Source organism: Sphingobacterium multivorum, assembly GCF_039511225.1.
GTDB lineage: Bacteria > Bacteroidota > Bacteroidia > Sphingobacteriales > Sphingobacteriaceae > Sphingobacterium.
On record NZ_CP154261.1, the window covers coordinates 5,934,884 to 5,954,064 of the forward strand.

A 19,181-nucleotide genomic window follows, 5' to 3' on the forward strand; every position below is an offset into this window, starting at 1 on the left:
ATTTATTATTCCTGTTCCAACAAATCTACTAATTCTTTCAACTTTTTTATTTGTGGATTATGATCTCCAACAAATTCGACTGTTTTAAAACCTATATTTTTTGCCTTCCTATAAAACGGGTAAAAATCATCATCCTCAATTGTTTTGCCATCCTCATAAGTCAAAATATAAGTACCTGGAATTTTAAGTCGTTTCGGATTTTTTAAACTGATCTTGTCTGTCATTGTTCTTAACGGGTGGGGGACATCCCTAGGAAGCTTCTTAATGTCTCTCACCCAGAAAGGAAAAATATAACCATCCTTTTCTAATTTTAACAGTCCATTTGCTGCACTAGATTTACCCATTAAGTTCATTACAGATTGTTGATCCTCCGGAAGTATAGCATCCAAGTAAACCAATTTACGGATTCTATCCGGAAGACTATCAGCCACAGCCGTGATAACCATACCACCATAACTATGTCCCACCAGTATAATATCATGGAGGCCCTCAAACAGGATCGTATTCACAACATCATCGATATGGGTTTGCAATCGGATAGAAGTATCTGCTAAATGATAACGCTCCCCCAAACCAGTTAGTGTGGGACGGTAAATCTTGTTCCCTTTTTTCTCCAATTCGCTGGCCGTATTTTTAAACTGCCAGGCACCGCCCCATGCCCCATGAACTATTACGTAAGTAGAAGACTGTGCATAAAGACTTTTACCTAAAATAGATAATGAAAAACAAAACATTAAACGCAATAATCTACAGTAATTCATTGTGTTATATATTCAATTATTTTAACACTTAACAAACGCTATTCAGCTCTTATTTTGATAACGCAGTCTACATATTTACTTAAAAATAAAATGTAAGCGCTCACTTACTTTATTAAAACACATTTCCCTCGAGTAAAAATCCCTTAACTAAACTTCATCATGAAGATAGGGTAGGGGAGAGCTCTAAAAAAAATCATGCGTAAAGTAAAAAAATAGTAGGCTTTTTATGAAAATCATACGATCGTTTTCGCCATTCAGCAATTGTCAAACTTTGTATATTTTCGTCGGCAGCTGTTACATTTGACGCAACACAGAGTAAGCTGGAAGGTTTACATATTTTGAATAGATCGGCTAAAAGCTGATTATTTCTAAATGGAGTTTCAATAAAAATCTGTGTCTGCTTTTCACGTGCTGATTGCTGTTCGAGATTTTTAATTTCCTTAGCTCGATCAATTTTATCGATAGGCAAATAACCATGAAAAGCAAATTTTTGACCGCTAAACCCCGAAGCCATAAGTGCCAGTAGAATTGAGCTTGGTCCAACAAGAGGAACGACCTTAATACCCAATTGATGTGCCCGTGCTACAATAGAAGCTCCAGGATCTGCAACACCAGGACATCCTGCCTCGGACATTAAACCAACACTTTTGCCATGTTTCAAGCCTTCAAAAAAATCATTTATATTTCCCTTGTCTCGCACATGTTTCCCGTAATCATGGATTTTTAGCTCACTCTGCGGAATCTTTAAACCTGCAAGTTTTAAAAACTTGCGAGCCGTTTTTTCATTTTCTACAATATACTCATCCAATGAATTGATTGTTTCCACTAAATACGGAGTAAATGACTGGAAAGCTGCGTCGTCACTCAATGGAACAGGAATTAAATATAAGATACCATTTGCCATAATACAAACCTACTAATTAAGGTCCATTTGGCTATACTAATTTTACACTTAGCATTATTTAACCTTTTAAAATGATTATAATTTAGATTTTTAAACTCATTATTAGTATTTTAGCGTAAATATTCATTGCAACAATAAACATCATTCAAATGATCACACAAATTACAGAAGGCGTAAAAATCTCGGTTGAAACCATCTATCAATCGGAGTATTCGAATCCGGACCGTGAACATTTCATGTTTGCTTATCACATCAGCATAGAAAATCTCAGCGATTACACGGTTCAATTGATAAGTCGCTATTGGAAAATTTTTGATGCAAAAGGAGACTATAGGGAGGTATCTGGAGAAGGAGTAGTAGGCGAACAACCTATTATAGAACCTGGTCAGACGCATCAATACACCTCCGGTTGCAATCTCAATAGCGAATTCGGATTCATGGAAGGATATTACAATATGATCCGAACACTGGACAACGGCAGCTTTCAAGTTGAAATACCACGTTTCAATCTGATAGCGGATTACGCATTGAATTAATTTTATCAAGGCAGTATCATTATTGCCAATTAATCAAATAACGAAGCTTTTTTCGCATCGAATAAGAAACTATTTCTTTATTTTTGCGAGCATTTCAAATCAATAAGCTAACCTCGGGGTCCGCAAATTATCATTTCACCCAACGGCAAAGGCTATTATTTGATCGTATGCCATCCAATAGATTACATTAGTCAGCAATCAAAACGATTATTGATTCAATATATAAATAACTGATAATCAGTAATAATACAGTTAAAATACTGATTATCAACACAATAGAAGCTATCAAAAGAAGAAACCTTTTGGTCGTGTTTTGGCGTGTAAATTGACTGAATATAATTTAGGGTGATATAACGTGAGTATTTTAGCTACAGAACAAGTAAGCCATTCTTTCCATGATCGATGGCTTTTTAAAGATTTACATTTCGGTCTCCAGAAGGGAGAACGTGTGGCCTTGGTCGGAATCAACGGCACAGGTAAATCAACCTTACTCGCTATTTTAGCAGAGCGAATCTTACCAACCTCAGGAAAAGTTGTAAAAGAAAAAGGTATAAAAATTGGTTTCTTAGAACAGGATCCTGATTTCACAGGATTAAAATCAATCAACGATTTTATTTATAGTACAGACAACGATCAACAACGTCTTATTCGCGAGTACGAGGAGCTGTTATTGGAAACTGATATCGATCAGAAAAAATTAGAAGATCTTACAGAAAAAATAAGTTCATTGAATGCCTGGGAGTATGAGCATAATATTAAGACGATTCTTAATCGTTTAAACATTATGGATTTCCATCAAGACATCAAAAGTCTATCAGGAGGTCAACGAAAACGCCTTGCACTAGCCAAGCTTTTGATAGACGAGCCGGACATTTATATATTGGATGAGCCCACTAACCATTTGGATATAGAAACAATTGAATGGCTTGAAAAACTATTAACAACAGGTAACAAAACCGTTCTCTTAGTAACACACGATCGCTACTTCCTGGATAATGTCTGTACGGAGATTAGAGAACTGGATCGGGGCAATCTCTTTACCTATAAAGGTAACTATTCTTATTTTCTAGAAAAGAAGTCCGAACGCGAAACCATTGATGCGGTTATGGTAGAGAAAAGCAGAAATTTACTCCGTCGTGAATTGGAATGGATGCGCCGTCAACCACAGGCACGCGGCACCAAATCCAAATCACGTATAGAAGCATACTATGACTTAGAAGAAAAATCTAAGGCCATTAAAGGAAACGACTCGGTACAACTCAGTGTTAAAGTAAGCAGACAGGGCTCAAAAATACTCGAACTAGAACATGTTGCCAAACGTTATGGAGTAAAAGAAATCATACATAATTTTTCATACACCTTTAAAAAAGGTGATCGTATTGGTCTAGCTGGAAAAAATGGTACTGGAAAATCAACCTTTCTTAATTTAATCACGGGAGAAGAAAATCCTGATACAGGGTCTATAGCGGTAGGGGAAACCACTGTATATGGATACTATAAACAGGGTGGGTTAGAAGTAAACGAAAACGACCGAGTATTGGATGTTGTAAAAAATGTAGCAGACTATATCGAAATGGCAAATGGGGAAGTAATCACAGCTTCACAGCTGCTAACTCATTTTCTATTTCCTCCAGAAAAACAATTTGGTTTTGTCAACAAATTAAGTGGAGGAGAGAAAAAAAGACTTCAGCTTATGCGTGTTTTAATGAAGAATCCAAATTTTCTTATTCTGGATGAGCCATCCAACGATTTGGACATTGATACGTTAAACGTTCTAGAAGATTTTCTTGACAACTACAAAGGAGTACTCATATTGGTATCACACGACAGGTATTTACTAGATAAATTAACCGATCAACTTTTCATTTTTGAAGGGAAGGGGAATATACAGGTGTACAATGGAAATTATGCCGATTTTAAAAGCGAGCAGGACGAAATCCAAAAACTAGAAAAAGAAAAACAAAAAAAGAATATCCAAGAACAAGTAAAACCCATTGTAAAAGAGGAAAAGAAAAAACTTTCGTACAAGGAGCAACTGGAGTATAATAAACTAGAAGAAGAAATAGAAAAACTAGAAATACAAGTAAGATTAAAAACAGAGGAATTAAGCCAGGTAACAGATCATCTAAAACTTTCTTCCTTAGCAGAAGAAATTCAATCAATACAAAAACAGATAGACGACAAATCCGAAAGATGGCTTTATCTTGCTGATTTTATGTAAAATTTCACAAGGGGTTTCACGTGGAACACAAAGAAAAACGTAAATTTACAAAGAAATAAAAACACCACGTTTCACGTGGAACAAGAATAGAAAAATGTTTAAAAAATATAATGTAATTGTAGTTGGTGCAGGGCATGCCGGATGCGAGGCGGCGGCAGCGGCAGCCAACTTAGGTTCGTCCACTTTACTCATCACAATGAATATGGGGGTAATAGCTCAAATGAGTTGCAACCCCGCTATCGGTGGGGTAGCCAAAGGACAAATTGTAAGAGAAATTGATGCCATGGGAGGATATACCGGTATCATCGCAGATAAATCAACTATTCAATTTCGAATGCTAAATCTTTCGAAAGGTCCTGCTATGTGGAGCCCCCGCACGCAAAATGACCGAATGAGGTTTGCAGAAGAATGGAGACTACAACTAGAGTCTCTTCCAAATTTAGATATGTGGCAAGATACCGTAAAAGAAGTTATCGTCAAAAATGGAAGAGCTTGTGGTGTCATCACTTCAATGGGAATAGAAATAGAATCAGATGCTGTGGTGCTAACCAATGGAACGTTTCTAAATGGTGTGATTCACATTGGCGACAAGAAATTTGGAGGCGGTAGAACAGGAGAGAAGGCAGCCACAGGTTTAACCGAACAACTTGTTTCTCTTGGCTTCGAGTCCGGTAGAATGAAGACAGGGACACCACCACGTATAGATGGAAGAAGTCTCAATTATGCATTAATGGAAGAACAGTGGGGCGATGAAAAAAGAGGTCGGTTCTCCTATACAGATGTAGAAATACCAACTGAGCAACGCTGTTGCTGGATTACCTATACGAATGATAAAGTGCACGAAATGCTACGCACAGGGTTTGAAAAATCACCCATGTTTACAGGACGCATCAAAGGATTAGGACCACGCTATTGCCCTTCAATCGAAGATAAAATAAATCGTTTTGCCGAGCGTGAAAGGCATCAGATATTCGTGGAGCCAGAAGGCTTCAAAACAGTAGAAATCTATGTCAATGGATTCTCCACATCATTGCCAGAAGATGTACAATTTAAAGCTTTGCAATTAATTCCAGGTTTTGAAAATGCGAAGATGTACCGACCAGGGTATGCCATAGAATACGATTACTTTCCACCAATGCAATTGGATCTAACCCTAGAAACCCAATTAGTGAAACATTTATTTTTTGCAGGACAAATCAATGGGACAACTGGCTATGAAGAGGCCGCCGCCCAAGGTTTCCTAGCCGGGATAAATGCGCATCAACGTATCAATGATGATAAGGAACTTATTCTAAAACGATCCGAATCATATATAGGTGTATTGGTGGATGATCTCGTAACAAAAGGAACTGAAGAGCCGTACCGCATGTTTACATCAAGAGCAGAACACCGTCTACTTTTACGCCAGGACAATGCTGATATTCGCTTAACCCCCTTAGCTTACAAATTGGGATTGGTAGGAGAAGAAAGACTCAAAAAAGTCCAAGAAAAAATTGATAACTCCAATAAAATAATCGAGTATCTAAAACAAAATTCAACCAATGTCGAAAAGATGAATACCGTACTAGCCGAAGTAGGCTCAAGCGCACTTCCACAAAAAACAAAGTTGAGTAATGTACTTGCGAGACCACAAGTTGGTATCCAAGATATTCTGAAAGGAGACGAAGGCTTTGCACACTATGTATCCCAATTCGATAACGATACCATCGAACAAGCAGAGATAAATCTCAAATATGAAAGCTATTTCGATAAAGAAATGGAAATTGTCAATCGTATGAAGAAGATGGAAGATAGAGAAATTAATCCTGATTTTGACTACAGCCTATTAACATCGCTATCAATTGAGGCAAGACAAAAGTTATCTAAAGTTAAACCACGTACACTGGGGCAAGCTTCAAGAATCTCAGGCGTTTCGCCCTCTGATATCACTGTATTGATGGTTCATATGAGTTAAACAACTGAAAACCAAATACTTATACACTAAACACCACAAAGCTTAAAATAAGCGATTTAAGACAATATTCTATTTTTTATGACAACTTCTTTAAGAGAAAATAAAAGTGGTTCAGAAAGGCTAAAAAGTAGCTTAAAAACAAGATTACTTATTTTAAGCATGTTTATTATGCTTATTGGCTTGTCCATACAATGTGCGAGCATACAACAGCCCACGGGGGGGCCAAAAGATTCTATTCCTCCGAAGATACTATTGGAAAGCCCTACGAATTTTTCGAAGAATTTTACAGCTAAAAAAATAGTGATCACGTTTGACGAGTATATCAAGCTGGCAAATCAACAAAAGGAATTCAGTATTACGCCAGACATGGGAAGCAATCCAGAATTCAAGGTGAAGAAAAAAAATCTAGAAATTACCTTACCTGATTCCCTAGAAAAGAATACAACCTACAGCATATACTTCGGTAAAGGACTAGTTGATTATAACGCTGGAAATGCATTGGTCAATTATGCTTACGTATTCGCGACAGGAGATAAAATAGATTCACTCAGTATATCCGGTAATGTAAAAAGTGCTATAACGAAAGAGGTCCAAAAGGATGTTAAAGTCTTGTTGATCCCCATTAGCCAAGACTCGATTTTTGGTAAAAAGAAGGCGAATATATTCACGACAACGGATACTGCAGGTAACTATAAACTAAACAATCTAAGAGAGGGAACTTATCGCATTTACGCACTTCAAGAAAAAAATAACGATAGAATCTATAATGGTGCTGATGAAGAAATAGGTTTCCTAAAAGACTCTATCGTGCTAGAGCGAGACTTAAGCAATATCAACTTGGAGATCTTCAAAGGAATCCCAAAAAAGTTTAGAACCCAAGAGAAGAAATTTGAAAAAAATGGAAGTATACTTCTTGTTTTTAATAGAAGAGTCGACAAGCCCAAACTTGATATCCTAAATGACGAAGTAAACAACAAGGATAAAAAAGTACGTTTTTCAAAGACATCAGACTCGGCTACTTTGTTTATTCCAAATTTAAAAATAGACTCCCTAAAGCTTGTTCTGACAGAAAATGAAAGACCATTGGATACCATTCTCATTAGAAAAGGGAATGTAAAAATAGAGCAGACAATTGAGCCTATTTTTACGCCAAATAATGGACGGGTCGATCGAATTACACACCTTCAGGTATCTGCTTTCACACCGATCAAAAATATCGATAAAACCAAGTTAAAATTCAAAGAAGACTCATTGGTCCGGACCAATTACCAACTAGCCGTAGATACAGCAAATACCAATATCTACCATATTCGCTATAATTGGAGAAAAGAGAAAAAGTACCAAATCGAGTTTACAGAAGGCGCTATAACAGGCTATTTTGGCGAACAAAACAAAGAGAAAAAGCTCGATTTGACCTATGACGATAGTGAAAACTATGGGGATCTGACATTTGATTTTACAGATCTAGATAGCAATACAACCTATTTGGTTGAGTTAATCAATGAGAAAAAAGATAAGGTCTATCGCGTCGACAAAATAAACATGAACAACCCGGCTGTTGTATACAAACAGTATCCTGGAGGAAAGTATAGTATACGTGTGATACGCGACGACAACAATAATGGAATCTGGGACACTGGAGATGTCGAAAAGAAAACTTTTCCTGAACCTGTTGTATATCTGAATAAAGTATTTACGATACGTGCTAATTGGGAACAGAAAGATAGTTTTTCATTGAGTGGCCTCAAAAAAAATTAATTGAGGCCATTCTAAAATAACTTATTTAATATTGCTAATTCGATTAAGCTAAAACCAGGAACTGTACAGAACATAATTATGTGGTAGCTTCTGCAATAGATCTTTCTGCTCTTCAGTAAGTGCTTTTATCTTTTTGGCAGGTACTCCAGCATATAGAAATCCCGATTCACAACGAGTATTTTCCAAAACTACTGCACCAGCTGCTACAATAACATTCGATTCAACAATCGCATTATCCATAACGATAGCTCCCATACCAATGAGTACATGATCTTCCAAAATACATCCATGTACCATAGCCTGATGCCCTATACTTACATAATTTCCGATCGTAGTACCGCATTTCTTATAGGTACAATGTATAACCGCTCCATCTTGAATATTAGTATAATTACCGATACGAATATAATTGACATCTCCGCGTATGACAGCATTAAACCATACCGAACAGTGATGTCCAATCTCCACATCGCCTACAATCGTTGAATTGGGTGCTAAGAAGCATTCTTCGGCTATCACCGGAGATTTATCCAAAACAGATAAAATAAGTGCCATATTCCTTAAAAAATTGTATCCTGTAATACTTCCGAATGTTTCGGATAGTCCGTTGTATAATGCAATCCCCTACTTTCTTTCCGTAACATAGCTGATTTTGTCACGATATAAGCTACTTGAATAACATTACGTAATTCACACAGTTTAACAGAAAGCCTTGTATTTCGATAAAATTCTTCGGTCTCCTCATACAAGAGATGTAGCCGTTTAAGAGCTCTTTCAAGCCTAAAATCGGAACGGACAATGCCAACATAGTCACTCATAATCTTTTGGCACTCGCGTAAATTATGACTTACCAAAATATCCTCATTTGAAAGAGAGGTTTTAGAGTCATCCCATTCGGGGACATCAACAATATGGTTAATCAATCCTATCGACTTTGTGGCATCCAGGAAAATACGATGTGCATAAACAAGCGCTTCAAGAAGTGAATTAGAAGCTAATCGGTTTGCCCCATGTAGGCCAGTAGAAGAACACTCTCCGCAAGCATATAAGTTAACGAGGCTACTGCGTCCAAAATCATCTACATAAATGCCTCCACAGAGGTAATGCGCAGCCGGTGTAACTGGTATAAAATCCTTCGCCATATCCAGTCCGATCGAAAGACACTTTTCATAAATATTTGGAAAATGCTTGATAATATCTTCCTTATTCCGATGCGTGATATCAAGGTACACATAATCTATACCAGATTTCTTCATCTCGGCATCAATAGCTCTAGCAACGATGTCTCTTGGTGCCAAAGAAGCACGTTCATCGTACTCCTCCATGAAAGATTCACCATTGATCCTTCTTAAAATACCCCCAAATCCACGTACGGCTTCAGATACCAAAAATGCAGGAGAGTCCTTTGGATTGTATAAAGAAGTAGGGTGAAATTGCATAAACTCCATATTACGTACCTTACCTTTTGCCCGATACACCATAGCAATACCATCTCCAGTCGCAATAGTTGGATTTGTTGTACTTGAATAAACATGCCCTGCTCCTCCAGAAGCCATCACAGTAACCTTACTCAAAATCTTATCTACTAAATGTGATGAGGTATTAAAAGCATAAATTCCATAACAGGTAATGTCTTCCCTGTTCTTATCCACGTATTCCCCCAAATGATGTTGTGTAATCAAATCAATGGCAAAGTAATGCGTTACGATTTCAATGTTGGGATCACTATGTGCTTGCGCCAATAATGCACGCTCAATTTCATAGCCAGTTATATCTTTATAATGTAAAATACGATGAGCGGAATGTCCCCCCTCTTTTGCCAGATCATATAACCCCGATTCCTCCTTGTCAAATGATGTTCCGTATGAAATAAGTTCTGCAATCCGTTCCGGTGCTTCTCTCACTACGTTTTCCACAATTTCAACATCGCATAAACCATCCCCAGCAATCTGAGTATCAATGATATGCTTTTCAAAGCTATCTGACTTATCCACAACGGCAGCCACTCCCCCTTGCGCATATTTTGTATTAGACTCATCCTCATTGGACTTAGTGACTATCAATACTTTACCGAATTTCGATGCTTTTAAAGCAAAGCTTAATCCAGCAATACCTGATCCAATGACCAAAAAATCTACCTTTCTATCTGCCATATAAATTAAAATTCACAAACTATCCCCAAAAGTGACGATTCAAATTAACGAAAAATGTGGAAAACGTGTAAATAAAAGGTTAAATAAAAATGAAAAGTATTTAACAATTCACAAATCTCCTATTTTCAAGCCTTATTTCTAAAATTTTTCCGCACAAAAATCTAGAGATTTCCACATTTTCTAAACAAAAACTATTCAACAAAAATATATGGAAAATAAAAAATAAGATAATTTAGAATTTTAAAAATCAGGTCTTTAATGAATAAATTCTGTTGAAAAATTGTTGAAAACTCTATAAAAACCTAAAATCAAAATCGGAATAACCTAATTTATACCACTTTTCCACACCATAATAAACAATAAGAGATTTTCTATTTTAAATAATTAGTATTTATTGAAAAAAAAGATTGTGGAATACGTTCGAAAATCTTTGTTTAGTTTTGTCAAGTTCGATTAGAAGCGGTTAGATTTCGATATTCGGGAATTATAAAGTCCCCTATTGAAATATTTAATTCTAATTGAGTTTATTTTACTTTTTAAATTTCCTATTGACTTTTAAAGCGCTTTAGGATTGACTATTTATTTTATTTTTTTTTGTGTATGGATTTAATCTAGTTTCAGCGCGTTATTTATAATTTTTTTAAAAAAAATATAGGTTTAAGTCGTTTTATACTTGGATATTTTCCCGTGTGGGATCTTATTTCAATTTTATCGCTTTGTAACCGATAGAAATCGGCTCAGAAAAGTTTTAATTCTAATTTGGATGCTATGAGATTTTAATATTTCTGTCTTTAGAGCAGATAAATTCTTTTATTGAATTCTAATAGTTGCTAATCTTTGCTTTTAAAATTGATATGAAAAAGGCAATTTAATTGATTTTGATATTTGGATTTTAAACTGTTTGAGGTTTGCTTATTTGCGTATTTTTTTCAAAAATATGTGAATTTTGCTTTCTCAACGAGGTAAAATTGGCGTCAAAAATTTCTGTACTTTATCAGCAAAGTTTTCAAAAATGGAAATTGAGAGGTATTTGGTTATTGGAATTTTTTATTCCTGGATCTGCCTGTTTATATTCAGATTTGGCTACGATATTTGTTTGGTTTTCGCGGGATTGAATTTTAAAAAGAATCTCAAGGCGATTGTTTAAAAATATACCTGTTTAGAATTGGATATTTTTTAAAAATTTGTTTTCAGGGCTTTTTAAGACATTCTATAGCCTTAAATAGTAAATTTTTTAAGATCTAACTGAAATTCGAAGATTGACTTGTTAATAATTTTGGAATGCAGATAATTTCTTCAAATAATTTATTGCAGAACAAACAATCTTACTATATTTGCAGCCCAACATCGGTTAAATGGAGGAAATATCCAAATTTAGATCAGTGACATTAGAATATTTTGGATTATTGCTATCTGGCAATTTTTTAGATCATTCTCAGGGTTTATTTTTCTAAAATTAAGCTCTTATAGATTGAATATATTTTGTTGATTCGTTATTTGTATGGAATATTTAATTCTAAGCGAGTTTGTCGTTTTTAAAGCGCTTTATCAGTTGCATATTTAGTATTTTTTTTAATATTATCTATATATTTGAATCTCGAGTACTATAAATCCGCAAATTTTAATGCAAATTTTAGAAATGGCTAAATTTTGAATAATTTATTTTTTATTTTATATGAATTAATATCTTTTAAGTTATACATTTTGAGTTTATTGTAATTTATGCGATAGTTATTGCCAGATGATTATTCTAGCGGTATATACGCTCCGATTGTGTTATATTGAGTTTAGAATAGAGCTATTTACAGGATTTTTATCTAGATACAAGGTATTATTAACTTTATTTTGTGTTATTTCGACTGAATTTGTGATTGCTATAAAATTTCCTGTAATTAGATAGCAAAAAAAGTTATATTAAGCTTCTTAGAATTAAATAAAGGCACTATTCTAGATCACAGCGGTCAATTTTTAATTCTCATCCAGTTTATTTTGGATACTATACACATTATTTTAGTCGAATTTCAATTTGCGGGAATTAGTGCCTTTTAAAGTCGCTTCTACTCGACTCATTTGATTTTTTTATAAATATCTAATTCTTATCGTGTTTATTGTGAATTATTTTATTCAACCCTATTAGGCCTGATCCGATAAATTTATCCCTGTTATATTCCTATATTCATTTTTACAGGCTAATAATACTTATATATGCTATTCTCGACGGGTTTATTTTGGAAATAATGCCTTCTATTGGTTATTTGCGGCGTATTATGATTTAGGAAAATTGATTTTGGCCCTATGCTGGTCATCGTTGCTGTATGAGTTGGCAATTGAGAATATATAAACTTCAGCTACTCGCGATTAGAATGCCATATATTGGTTAGGCAGTGATAAAATATGCTATAGACGATTCTAAGAGCCTTTATTTCATTTTCGGTGCTATTTTTATGCTTTCAGTGCTGCACGTATACACAATTCTGTCAAAATTTGCCAAAATAAACCCGCTGAGAATTTGATATAAAATTATACATCAATCCAAGATTTATTAATCTATCCTATACGGCCTCAAAAACGTTTTCTTATCTGAAATGTTAATAAATAAAGCTTCCTTTTGTGCCATATTTTTCATTGTTTTGTAATATGCCTAAAAACGTTTCTTAGGCTACGAAAGTAAGTTATGGATGAAACTGATTTTCGAAGATCGAAATAATGTGAAATAAACCCTTTCAGTTTTTGTTATAAACGAAGAGCTTGAATAGTTTTCCAAATATCCAAGTCTAAAAGAGTTTATATGGACATAATACTGTGAAATTAAACTACATGTGAATTAATTTAACTATTAATACTTGTAAATGTTTATTTTGAATGATCAATACATATTTTGCTGTCAGTTCTACAAGATCATGGAATGGGACAAAAGTTACCATTGTTCGATCAAATTTACAAACTGACATTATCCAATGAGCTCGACTTAGCAAACACGTTGTAATCTGTTACTAATTAATAATAGGTTTTATATCAGTGTTTTATTCACTATAATCTACTAATGGATCAAATGGAAGCGAGAGCTATATTACCACGACTTGATTAATTTGCTTTTAATTGACTTTTATATATATAACAATGCTTATTTTTGTTGCTCATAAAAGCTGAAACTACTCGCATGGAAATTGTAAATTATGAGCTTCAAGCAAAAGGTTATATCGATGCTCCGATTGATCCCTCACTGGATTTGATTAAAGAGATCCAACGCTTAAAGAAAGAAAAGAAGGCTGTCATCTTGGCTCACTATTATCAAGAGTCTGAAATACAAGATATAGCAGATTATATAGGAGATAGTCTTGGCTTATCGCAGGAAGCTGCGAAAACCGATGCAGATGTAATTGTTTTTGCTGGAGTACATTTCATGGCTGAGACGGCTAAAATACTTTCACCGACGAAGAAGGTTCTTTTGCCAGATGCTAAAGCCGGTTGTTCATTGTCAGATTCATGCCCACCACATCTTTTTGCTAAATTTAAAGAGCAATATCCTGATCATTTGGTGATTACCTATGTAAATTGTACGGCTGAATTGAAAGCTCTTTCAGATATTGTATGCACATCAAGCAACGCTGTTCAGATTGTTGAAAGTCTTCCTGAGGATCAGAAAATCATTTTCGGTCCAGATCGCAACCTAGGTGCATATGTTAAGAAGAAAACAGGACGTGACCTGGTACTTTGGAATGGAGCTTGTATGGTGCATGAAATTTTTTCTCAAGATAAAATTGACCGTTTGAAAAGCGAGCACCCCGAGGCTAAGTTTATTGCCCATCCAGAGTGTGAAGATCATATACTCGCGATAGCTGATTATGTGGGATCGACTGCTGGAATGCTTAAATTTACCCAAACAGATAAAGCCCAGGCTTATATTGTTGCTACAGAATCAGGCATTCTTTACCAAATGCAAAAAGCGAGTCCACATAAGACTTTTATTCCTGCTCCTCCTAATAATGCCTGTGCATGTAATGATTGTCCGCATATGAAGCTTAATACGCTTGAAAAGCTATACAACTGTCTAAAGTATGAGTCCCCTGAAATTCTTCTTCCTGAGGATGTGATTCTTCGTGCACAACGTCCTATTGAACGTATGTTGGAAATATCAGCGCGCTTAGGACTATAGATTTGTTGTATTTTTGCTACGATTAGCTATCGTAGATTATTGATTTTTAACGTAATACAAATAATTTTTATGAATGTTTGTCCTAGCTTGTAATTAAGACGCTTAGCTGGATAAGCATATAAATTCATTGGACTTATAGCTATACTTGTTTTGTAATGCCATCTTAATGCATCAGTCAAAGATGATTATCCGGCATTACCTATATTAAACTTTTAAACTTTTTAGCATGTTTGATTTTGATAATACCGAGCGGACCAATCTAGAGGAAATGGGCGAGTTTGGACTGATTGATTATATAAGTAAGGCTGTTGAATTGACAGAGAAATCCACTGTGAAGGGGATTGGGGATGATGCGGCTGTTTTAGATTTCGAAGGTAAGAAGACTTTGGTATCGACTGATCTATTGTTGGAAGGGATTCATTTTGATCTTAGGTATGTACCATTAAAACATTTAGGTTATAAAGCTGTTCAAGTCAATTTGAGCGATATTTATGCGATGAATGGAATAGCTTCTCAAATTACCTTTTCAATCGGTATGTCCTCTAAATTTCCATTAGAAGCCGTAGAGGAAATTTATCAAGGAGCTTTGATTGCCTGTAAGAAGTATAATGTCGATTTAATCGGGGGTGACACTTCGGCTTCAGCACAGGGGCTGGTTATTTCTGTGACAAGTATAGGCTATGCTGATGCAGATCAGATCGTTTATCGTAGTGGAGCACAGGAAGGAGATCTATTGTGTGTGTCCGGTGACCTCGGTGCAGCTTATATGGGCTTACAACTCTTGGAACGTGAGAAAGAGATTTATTTAGAAAATCCGAATGTACAACCTGATTTGGAAGGAAAGGATTATATCGTTGAACGCCAATTGAAACCTGAAGCCCGGAAAGACATTGTTGAATTATTTGCCAAGCTAGGGATCAAGCCCACAGCGATGATGGATATTTCGGACGGGCTTGCATCTGAAATTCTTCATATTTGCCGACAATCAGATAAAGGATGCCGATTATATGAGGAAAAAATTCCATTGGATCAGATGACTTATGATACGGGGCGGGAATTTGGCATTGATCCAACCGTAGCTGCACTTAATGGTGGTGAGGACTATGAGTTATTGTTTACAATAGCGCAATCGGATCACGATAAAATTAAGAATTTACCTGATATTAGTATTATTGGTTATATGACGCCAAGATCGGAAGGTTGTGAGATGATTTCCAAATCTGGGAATCTTTATCCGATAACGGCACAAGGCTGGAATGCATTTAAGAAAAAAGATTAATACGAAAAAGACCTGTTCAAAACAGGTCTTTTTTTATGCTTCTTCCTCCTCAAACAGGAGTTCCTCCGTCTCATTTGGATCTCTTTCACCTACATTGAAATTGTTATAGCCTAAGCCCACTTCGATCTGTAATAATCGCTGCTGGAGCATTTCGAGAATCGCTAAAAAGTTATAGACGAACTGTATTTTATTTTCTGAGTTTTTAAGAATTTCTTGAAAATCTAATTTTTTATTGATTTCAATCAGTTCGGCAATTGCTTTCTTCTGTTGTTCAATGGTGTATGGGTATTTGACAACTGTATGGGTTACTTCAGGGGGACGATTACGGAATTGATACATCATTTGCTCGTAAATCATCATTAGACCATAGAGGTCGAAGCTATCCAAATTTTCTCCGGTAGAATCTAATTTTAGTCTTTGTTGGATATCATAGCGTATGTTGCCTCGGCTGTATAGTTTGAGACGATTTTCTTCCAAGACTCTCAATTCTTCACAGGTCTCTTTAAATTGCTTATAGAGAATAAGTTTTTGAACAAGATCTTCTCTAAGATCGATTTCATTTTCATTGTCGTCCAGATCCAGACGAGGTAATAGCATTTTAGCTTTGATACGCATCAGTGTAGAAGCAACAAAGATAAACTCGCTTGCCATTTCCATATTGAGCGCTTGCATTTGGCTCACATACGATAAAAAATCATCTGTAATCTTTGAAATCGGTATATCGTGGATATTTAGTTCATCCCGTTCGATAAAAAATAATAATAAATCAAAAGGTCCCTCAAATTGAGGAAGCTTGATTTCGTAGCCTTCTTCTACTTGCATATCTTATACAAATTTACATATAAAATCTTTTGGAATAACTTCGATACAAACTATTCATTATTTTATTTGTTGTTCATCAATATGTAAATGCGATTTATTTTAAAGATTAAATAAAATTGTCGTTACTTTGTACGAACATATCATGTAAATAGCAGTACTATGCAGTTTGAGGCTGGAGAACTATTAAGTAAAATAAACGATCCCTCTGATCTTAAAAAGCTAAAGGAAGACCAATTAGAACAGTTAAGTCAGGAATTACGTCAATTTATTATTGATCAGGTTTCGGTTAATGGTGGTCACTTTGCAGCAAGTTTGGGAGTCGTCGAGTTAACGGTGGCGTTACATTACGTAATGAATACCCCATACGATCAATTGATTTGGGATGTAGGTCATCAGGCTTATGGGCATAAAATCCTAACGGGGCGTCGCGATATATTTCATACAAATCGAATTGAGAACGGAATTTCGGGTTTTCCTAACCGTTTTGAATCTCAATACGATGCATTTGGTGTTGGACACTCGTCAACATCTATTTCTGCAGCATTAGGCATGGCGGTCGCTTCCCAAATAAAGGGTGAAAAGGATCGTCAGCATATCGCGGTTATCGGTGATGGTGCCTTGACTGGTGGAATGGCATTTGAAGCACTTAATCATGCCGGTATTTCGAAATCAAACCTTTTGGTTATTCTGAATGACAACTGCATGTCCATTGACCCTAATGTAGGCGCATTGAAGGAGTATTTGACAAGTATAACAACCTCCAAGCGCTATAATCGTTTTAGAGACGATATCGCAGCTGTATTGACCAAGATTTCGGAAGTTGGTCCAAATGCACTTGGTATTGCCAAAAAATTGGAAAAAAGCATAAAGGGAACTTTATTAAAAAATGCCAATCTCTTTGAATCTTTAAATTTTAGATATTTTGGACCGGTTGATGGGCATGATGTCAAGAAATTGGCTAAGACCCTTGAAGACCTTAAGCATATACCGGGGCCTAAATTATTGCATGCCGTCACCATCAAAGGAAAAGGTTTTGCGCTAGCTGAAAAAGATCAGACGAAATGGCATGCTCCAGGTCTATTCGATAAAATTACGGGTGAAATCAAGAAGTCTTTGAATGATAAACCGGTAGCACCTAAATTTCAAGATGTTTTTGGACATACTTTAGTTGAGCTTGCGGAAGAAAATGATAAGATTGTGGGGATCACGCCTGCAATGCCTTCTGGTTCTTCCATGAACATTATGATGAAAGCTATGCCTGACCGTGCATTTGACGTTGGTATTGCTGAGCAGCATGCAGTTACATTCAGTGCGGGACTCGCAACACAGGGATTATTACCATTCTGTAATATCTATTCGTCGTTTATGCAACGCGCTTATGATCAAGTCATCCATGATGTTGCATTACAAAATCTGAATGTTGTTTTCTGTTTGGATCGTGCGGGAGTGGTCGGTGCGGATGGTGCGACACATCATGGCGCTTATGATATCGCTTTTATGCGCTGTGTTCCAAATATGACGGTTTCTGCGCCGATGAATGAGGAAGAGTTACGAAATTTAATGTATACAGCGCAGTTACCCAATAAAGGTCCGTTTGTTATTAGATATCCTAGAGGAAATGGTGTTATGCCAGACTGGCGTCGCCCATTTACAGAAATAGAAATAGGAAAGGGGCGTCTTATATCAGCAGGTGAGGAGCTTGCTATCTTAAGTTTTGGAGCGATAGGAAATGAAGCTGTTAAAGCGGTACAGCAGTTAAATGAACTGGGAATACATCCAGCGCATTATGATCTTCGATTTGCTAAACCATTGGATGAAGCTTTGCTTCATCAGGTCTTTCAGAAATTTGATAAAATTATCACGGTTGAAGATGGAAGTTTACAGGGGGGCATAGGTTCGGCTGTATTGGAGTTTATGGCCGATCACGGATATCATAGCCAGGTTGTTCGTTTGGGTATTCCGGATAAGATCATTGAGCATGCTGAACAAAATGCACAGTGGAAGCATGCACACTACGATGCTGATGCTATCGTATCAGAAGCCAAAAAACTTTGCAATGGAAAATTGACCAGCTCAATGGTCGGATAAGAGCTATACATTTGAAAAATGAAAAAGGAGATCAATTTTGATCTCCTTTTTCATTTTTCAAGGGTAGGGATATTTGAATTTAGAACTCATCTCATCTGTTACAATTTGTTTTTTTCTGTCCTATAATCCGCATTGATTTTTGTTTTAAGGTTGTGCGTAAATAACTTTAATAGTCCTCTGACAATGATGTTAAGTTGGCTTTAAATTCTTATAAATTTAATATTAAAAATATATGAACTAAAGATTGTAATTAGCTATTATTTTGGTTAATTTAGATTTAGACCTTAAGGACTGATAGGTAGTAAGTTTGCTACTTTTTTTGTTCTTTTTTTTGAAATAAATTTGGAATGTTAATAATTATTTTTAGAGATCAATTTTAGCGCTAGTTTTCCACAATTTTACACGGTAAAATACTGATATATAATGTATTATCAATTATTTTATATTTTAGTTTTTTAGCTGATTTTTTTTTGTCATCTTCGTTCTCAGAGAAAGTTATCAACATATTTTTTGTCGCGTATTGTAAATCAACTTATTAACAATTTTAGA

Annotated in this window: 12 protein-coding genes; 7 read left to right on the forward strand and 5 right to left on the reverse strand. The window is 35.7% G+C overall.

What is annotated here, in order from left to right:
* Positions 1 to 5: 5 nt before the first annotated feature.
* Positions 6 to 761, reverse strand: a complete 756-nt coding sequence (locus tag AAH582_RS24770; RefSeq protein ID WP_343320858.1) for an alpha/beta fold hydrolase — start codon at positions 759 to 761, stop codon at positions 6 to 8.
* 193 nt (positions 762 to 954) lie between these two features.
* Complete coding sequence (locus AAH582_RS24775) at positions 955 to 1,665, reverse strand: SAM-dependent methyltransferase (protein ID WP_343320859.1); 711 nt, start codon at positions 1,663 to 1,665, stop codon at positions 955 to 957.
* 149 nt (positions 1,666 to 1,814) lie between these two features.
* Between AAH582_RS24775 and apaG the strand changes: the two genes are divergently transcribed.
* From apaG to AAH582_RS24795, 4 genes are all read left to right on the forward strand, one after another.
* The gene (apaG, locus tag AAH582_RS24780) at positions 1,815 to 2,201 is read left to right on the forward strand and encodes a Co2+/Mg2+ efflux protein ApaG (RefSeq protein WP_046673176.1); all 387 of its coding nucleotides are present in this window, start codon (positions 1,815 to 1,817) and stop codon (positions 2,199 to 2,201) included.
* A 355-nt stretch (positions 2,202 to 2,556) separates the two neighbouring features.
* On the forward strand, positions 2,557 to 4,422 hold the full coding sequence (locus AAH582_RS24785) for an ABC-F family ATP-binding cassette domain-containing protein (RefSeq protein ID WP_343320860.1): 1,866 nt from the start codon (positions 2,557 to 2,559) through the stop codon (positions 4,420 to 4,422).
* A 94-nt stretch (positions 4,423 to 4,516) separates the two neighbouring features.
* Positions 4,517 to 6,376 carry a tRNA uridine-5-carboxymethylaminomethyl(34) synthesis enzyme MnmG gene (gene mnmG / locus AAH582_RS24790; protein WP_343320861.1) on the forward strand — a complete coding sequence of 620 codons (1,860 nt, stop codon included), beginning with the start codon at positions 4,517 to 4,519 and terminating at the stop codon, positions 6,374 to 6,376.
* A gap of 168 nt (positions 6,377 to 6,544) precedes the next feature.
* Entirely contained in the window at positions 6,545 to 8,134 is a 1,590-nt protein-coding gene (locus AAH582_RS24795; protein ID WP_286768115.1) for an Ig-like domain-containing protein, read from the forward strand.
* A 48-nt stretch (positions 8,135 to 8,182) separates the two neighbouring features.
* Here the strand turns inward: AAH582_RS24795 and AAH582_RS24800 are convergent, their stop codons facing one another.
* Entirely contained in the window at positions 8,183 to 8,689 is a 507-nt protein-coding gene (locus AAH582_RS24800; protein WP_070562667.1) for a gamma carbonic anhydrase family protein, read from the reverse strand.
* A gap of 5 nt (positions 8,690 to 8,694) precedes the next feature.
* Positions 8,695 to 10,287 carry an L-aspartate oxidase gene (gene nadB / locus AAH582_RS24805; protein ID WP_046673171.1) on the reverse strand — a complete coding sequence of 531 codons (1,593 nt, stop codon included), beginning with the start codon at positions 10,285 to 10,287 and terminating at the stop codon, positions 8,695 to 8,697.
* A 3,160-nt stretch (positions 10,288 to 13,447) separates the two neighbouring features.
* Between nadB and nadA the strand changes: the two genes are divergently transcribed.
* On the forward strand, positions 13,448 to 14,443 hold the full coding sequence (nadA, locus tag AAH582_RS24810; RefSeq protein WP_046673170.1) for a quinolinate synthase NadA: 996 nt from the start codon (positions 13,448 to 13,450) through the stop codon (positions 14,441 to 14,443).
* Positions 14,444 to 14,669: 226 nt separating this feature from the next.
* Entirely contained in the window at positions 14,670 to 15,722 is a 1,053-nt protein-coding gene (gene thiL, locus AAH582_RS24815) for a thiamine-phosphate kinase (protein WP_070562660.1), read from the forward strand.
* Positions 15,723 to 15,755: 33 nt separating this feature from the next.
* Here the strand turns inward: thiL and AAH582_RS24820 are convergent, their stop codons facing one another.
* A complete protein-coding gene (locus AAH582_RS24820; protein ID WP_286754207.1) occupies positions 15,756 to 16,544 on the reverse strand; it encodes a segregation and condensation protein A in 789 nt (262 codons plus the stop codon).
* Between the two features lie 159 nt (positions 16,545 to 16,703).
* Between AAH582_RS24820 and dxs the strand changes: the two genes are divergently transcribed.
* The gene (gene dxs, locus AAH582_RS24825) at positions 16,704 to 18,632 is read left to right on the forward strand and encodes a 1-deoxy-D-xylulose-5-phosphate synthase (protein ID WP_286709791.1); all 1,929 of its coding nucleotides are present in this window, start codon (positions 16,704 to 16,706) and stop codon (positions 18,630 to 18,632) included.
* Positions 18,633 to 19,181: the final 549 nt, after the last annotated feature.

Coding starts and splice junctions, on each gene's coding strand:
- AAH582_RS24770 (WP_343320858.1), bottom strand. CDS start 761: ATGAATTACTGTAGATTATTGCGTTTAATGTTTTGTTTTTCATTATCT.
- AAH582_RS24775 (WP_343320859.1), bottom strand. CDS start 1,665: ATGGCAAATGGTATCTTATATTTAATTCCTGTTCCATTGAGTGACGAC.
- apaG (WP_046673176.1), top strand. CDS start 1,815: ATGATCACACAAATTACAGAAGGCGTAAAAATCTCGGTTGAAACCATC.
- mnmG (WP_343320861.1), top strand. CDS start 4,517: ATGTTTAAAAAATATAATGTAATTGTAGTTGGTGCAGGGCATGCCGGA.
- AAH582_RS24795 (WP_286768115.1), top strand. CDS start 6,545: ATGCTTATTGGCTTGTCCATACAATGTGCGAGCATACAACAGCCCACG.
- AAH582_RS24800 (WP_070562667.1), bottom strand. CDS start 8,689: ATGGCACTTATTTTATCTGTTTTGGATAAATCTCCGGTGATAGCCGAA.
- nadB (WP_046673171.1), bottom strand. CDS start 10,287: ATGGCAGATAGAAAGGTAGATTTTTTGGTCATTGGATCAGGTATTGCT.
- nadA (WP_046673170.1), top strand. CDS start 13,448: ATGGAAATTGTAAATTATGAGCTTCAAGCAAAAGGTTATATCGATGCT.
- thiL (WP_070562660.1), top strand. CDS start 14,670: ATGTTTGATTTTGATAATACCGAGCGGACCAATCTAGAGGAAATGGGC.
- AAH582_RS24820 (WP_286754207.1), bottom strand. CDS start 16,544: ATGCAAGTAGAAGAAGGCTACGAAATCAAGCTTCCTCAATTTGAGGGA.
- dxs (WP_286709791.1), top strand. CDS start 16,704: ATGCAGTTTGAGGCTGGAGAACTATTAAGTAAAATAAACGATCCCTCT.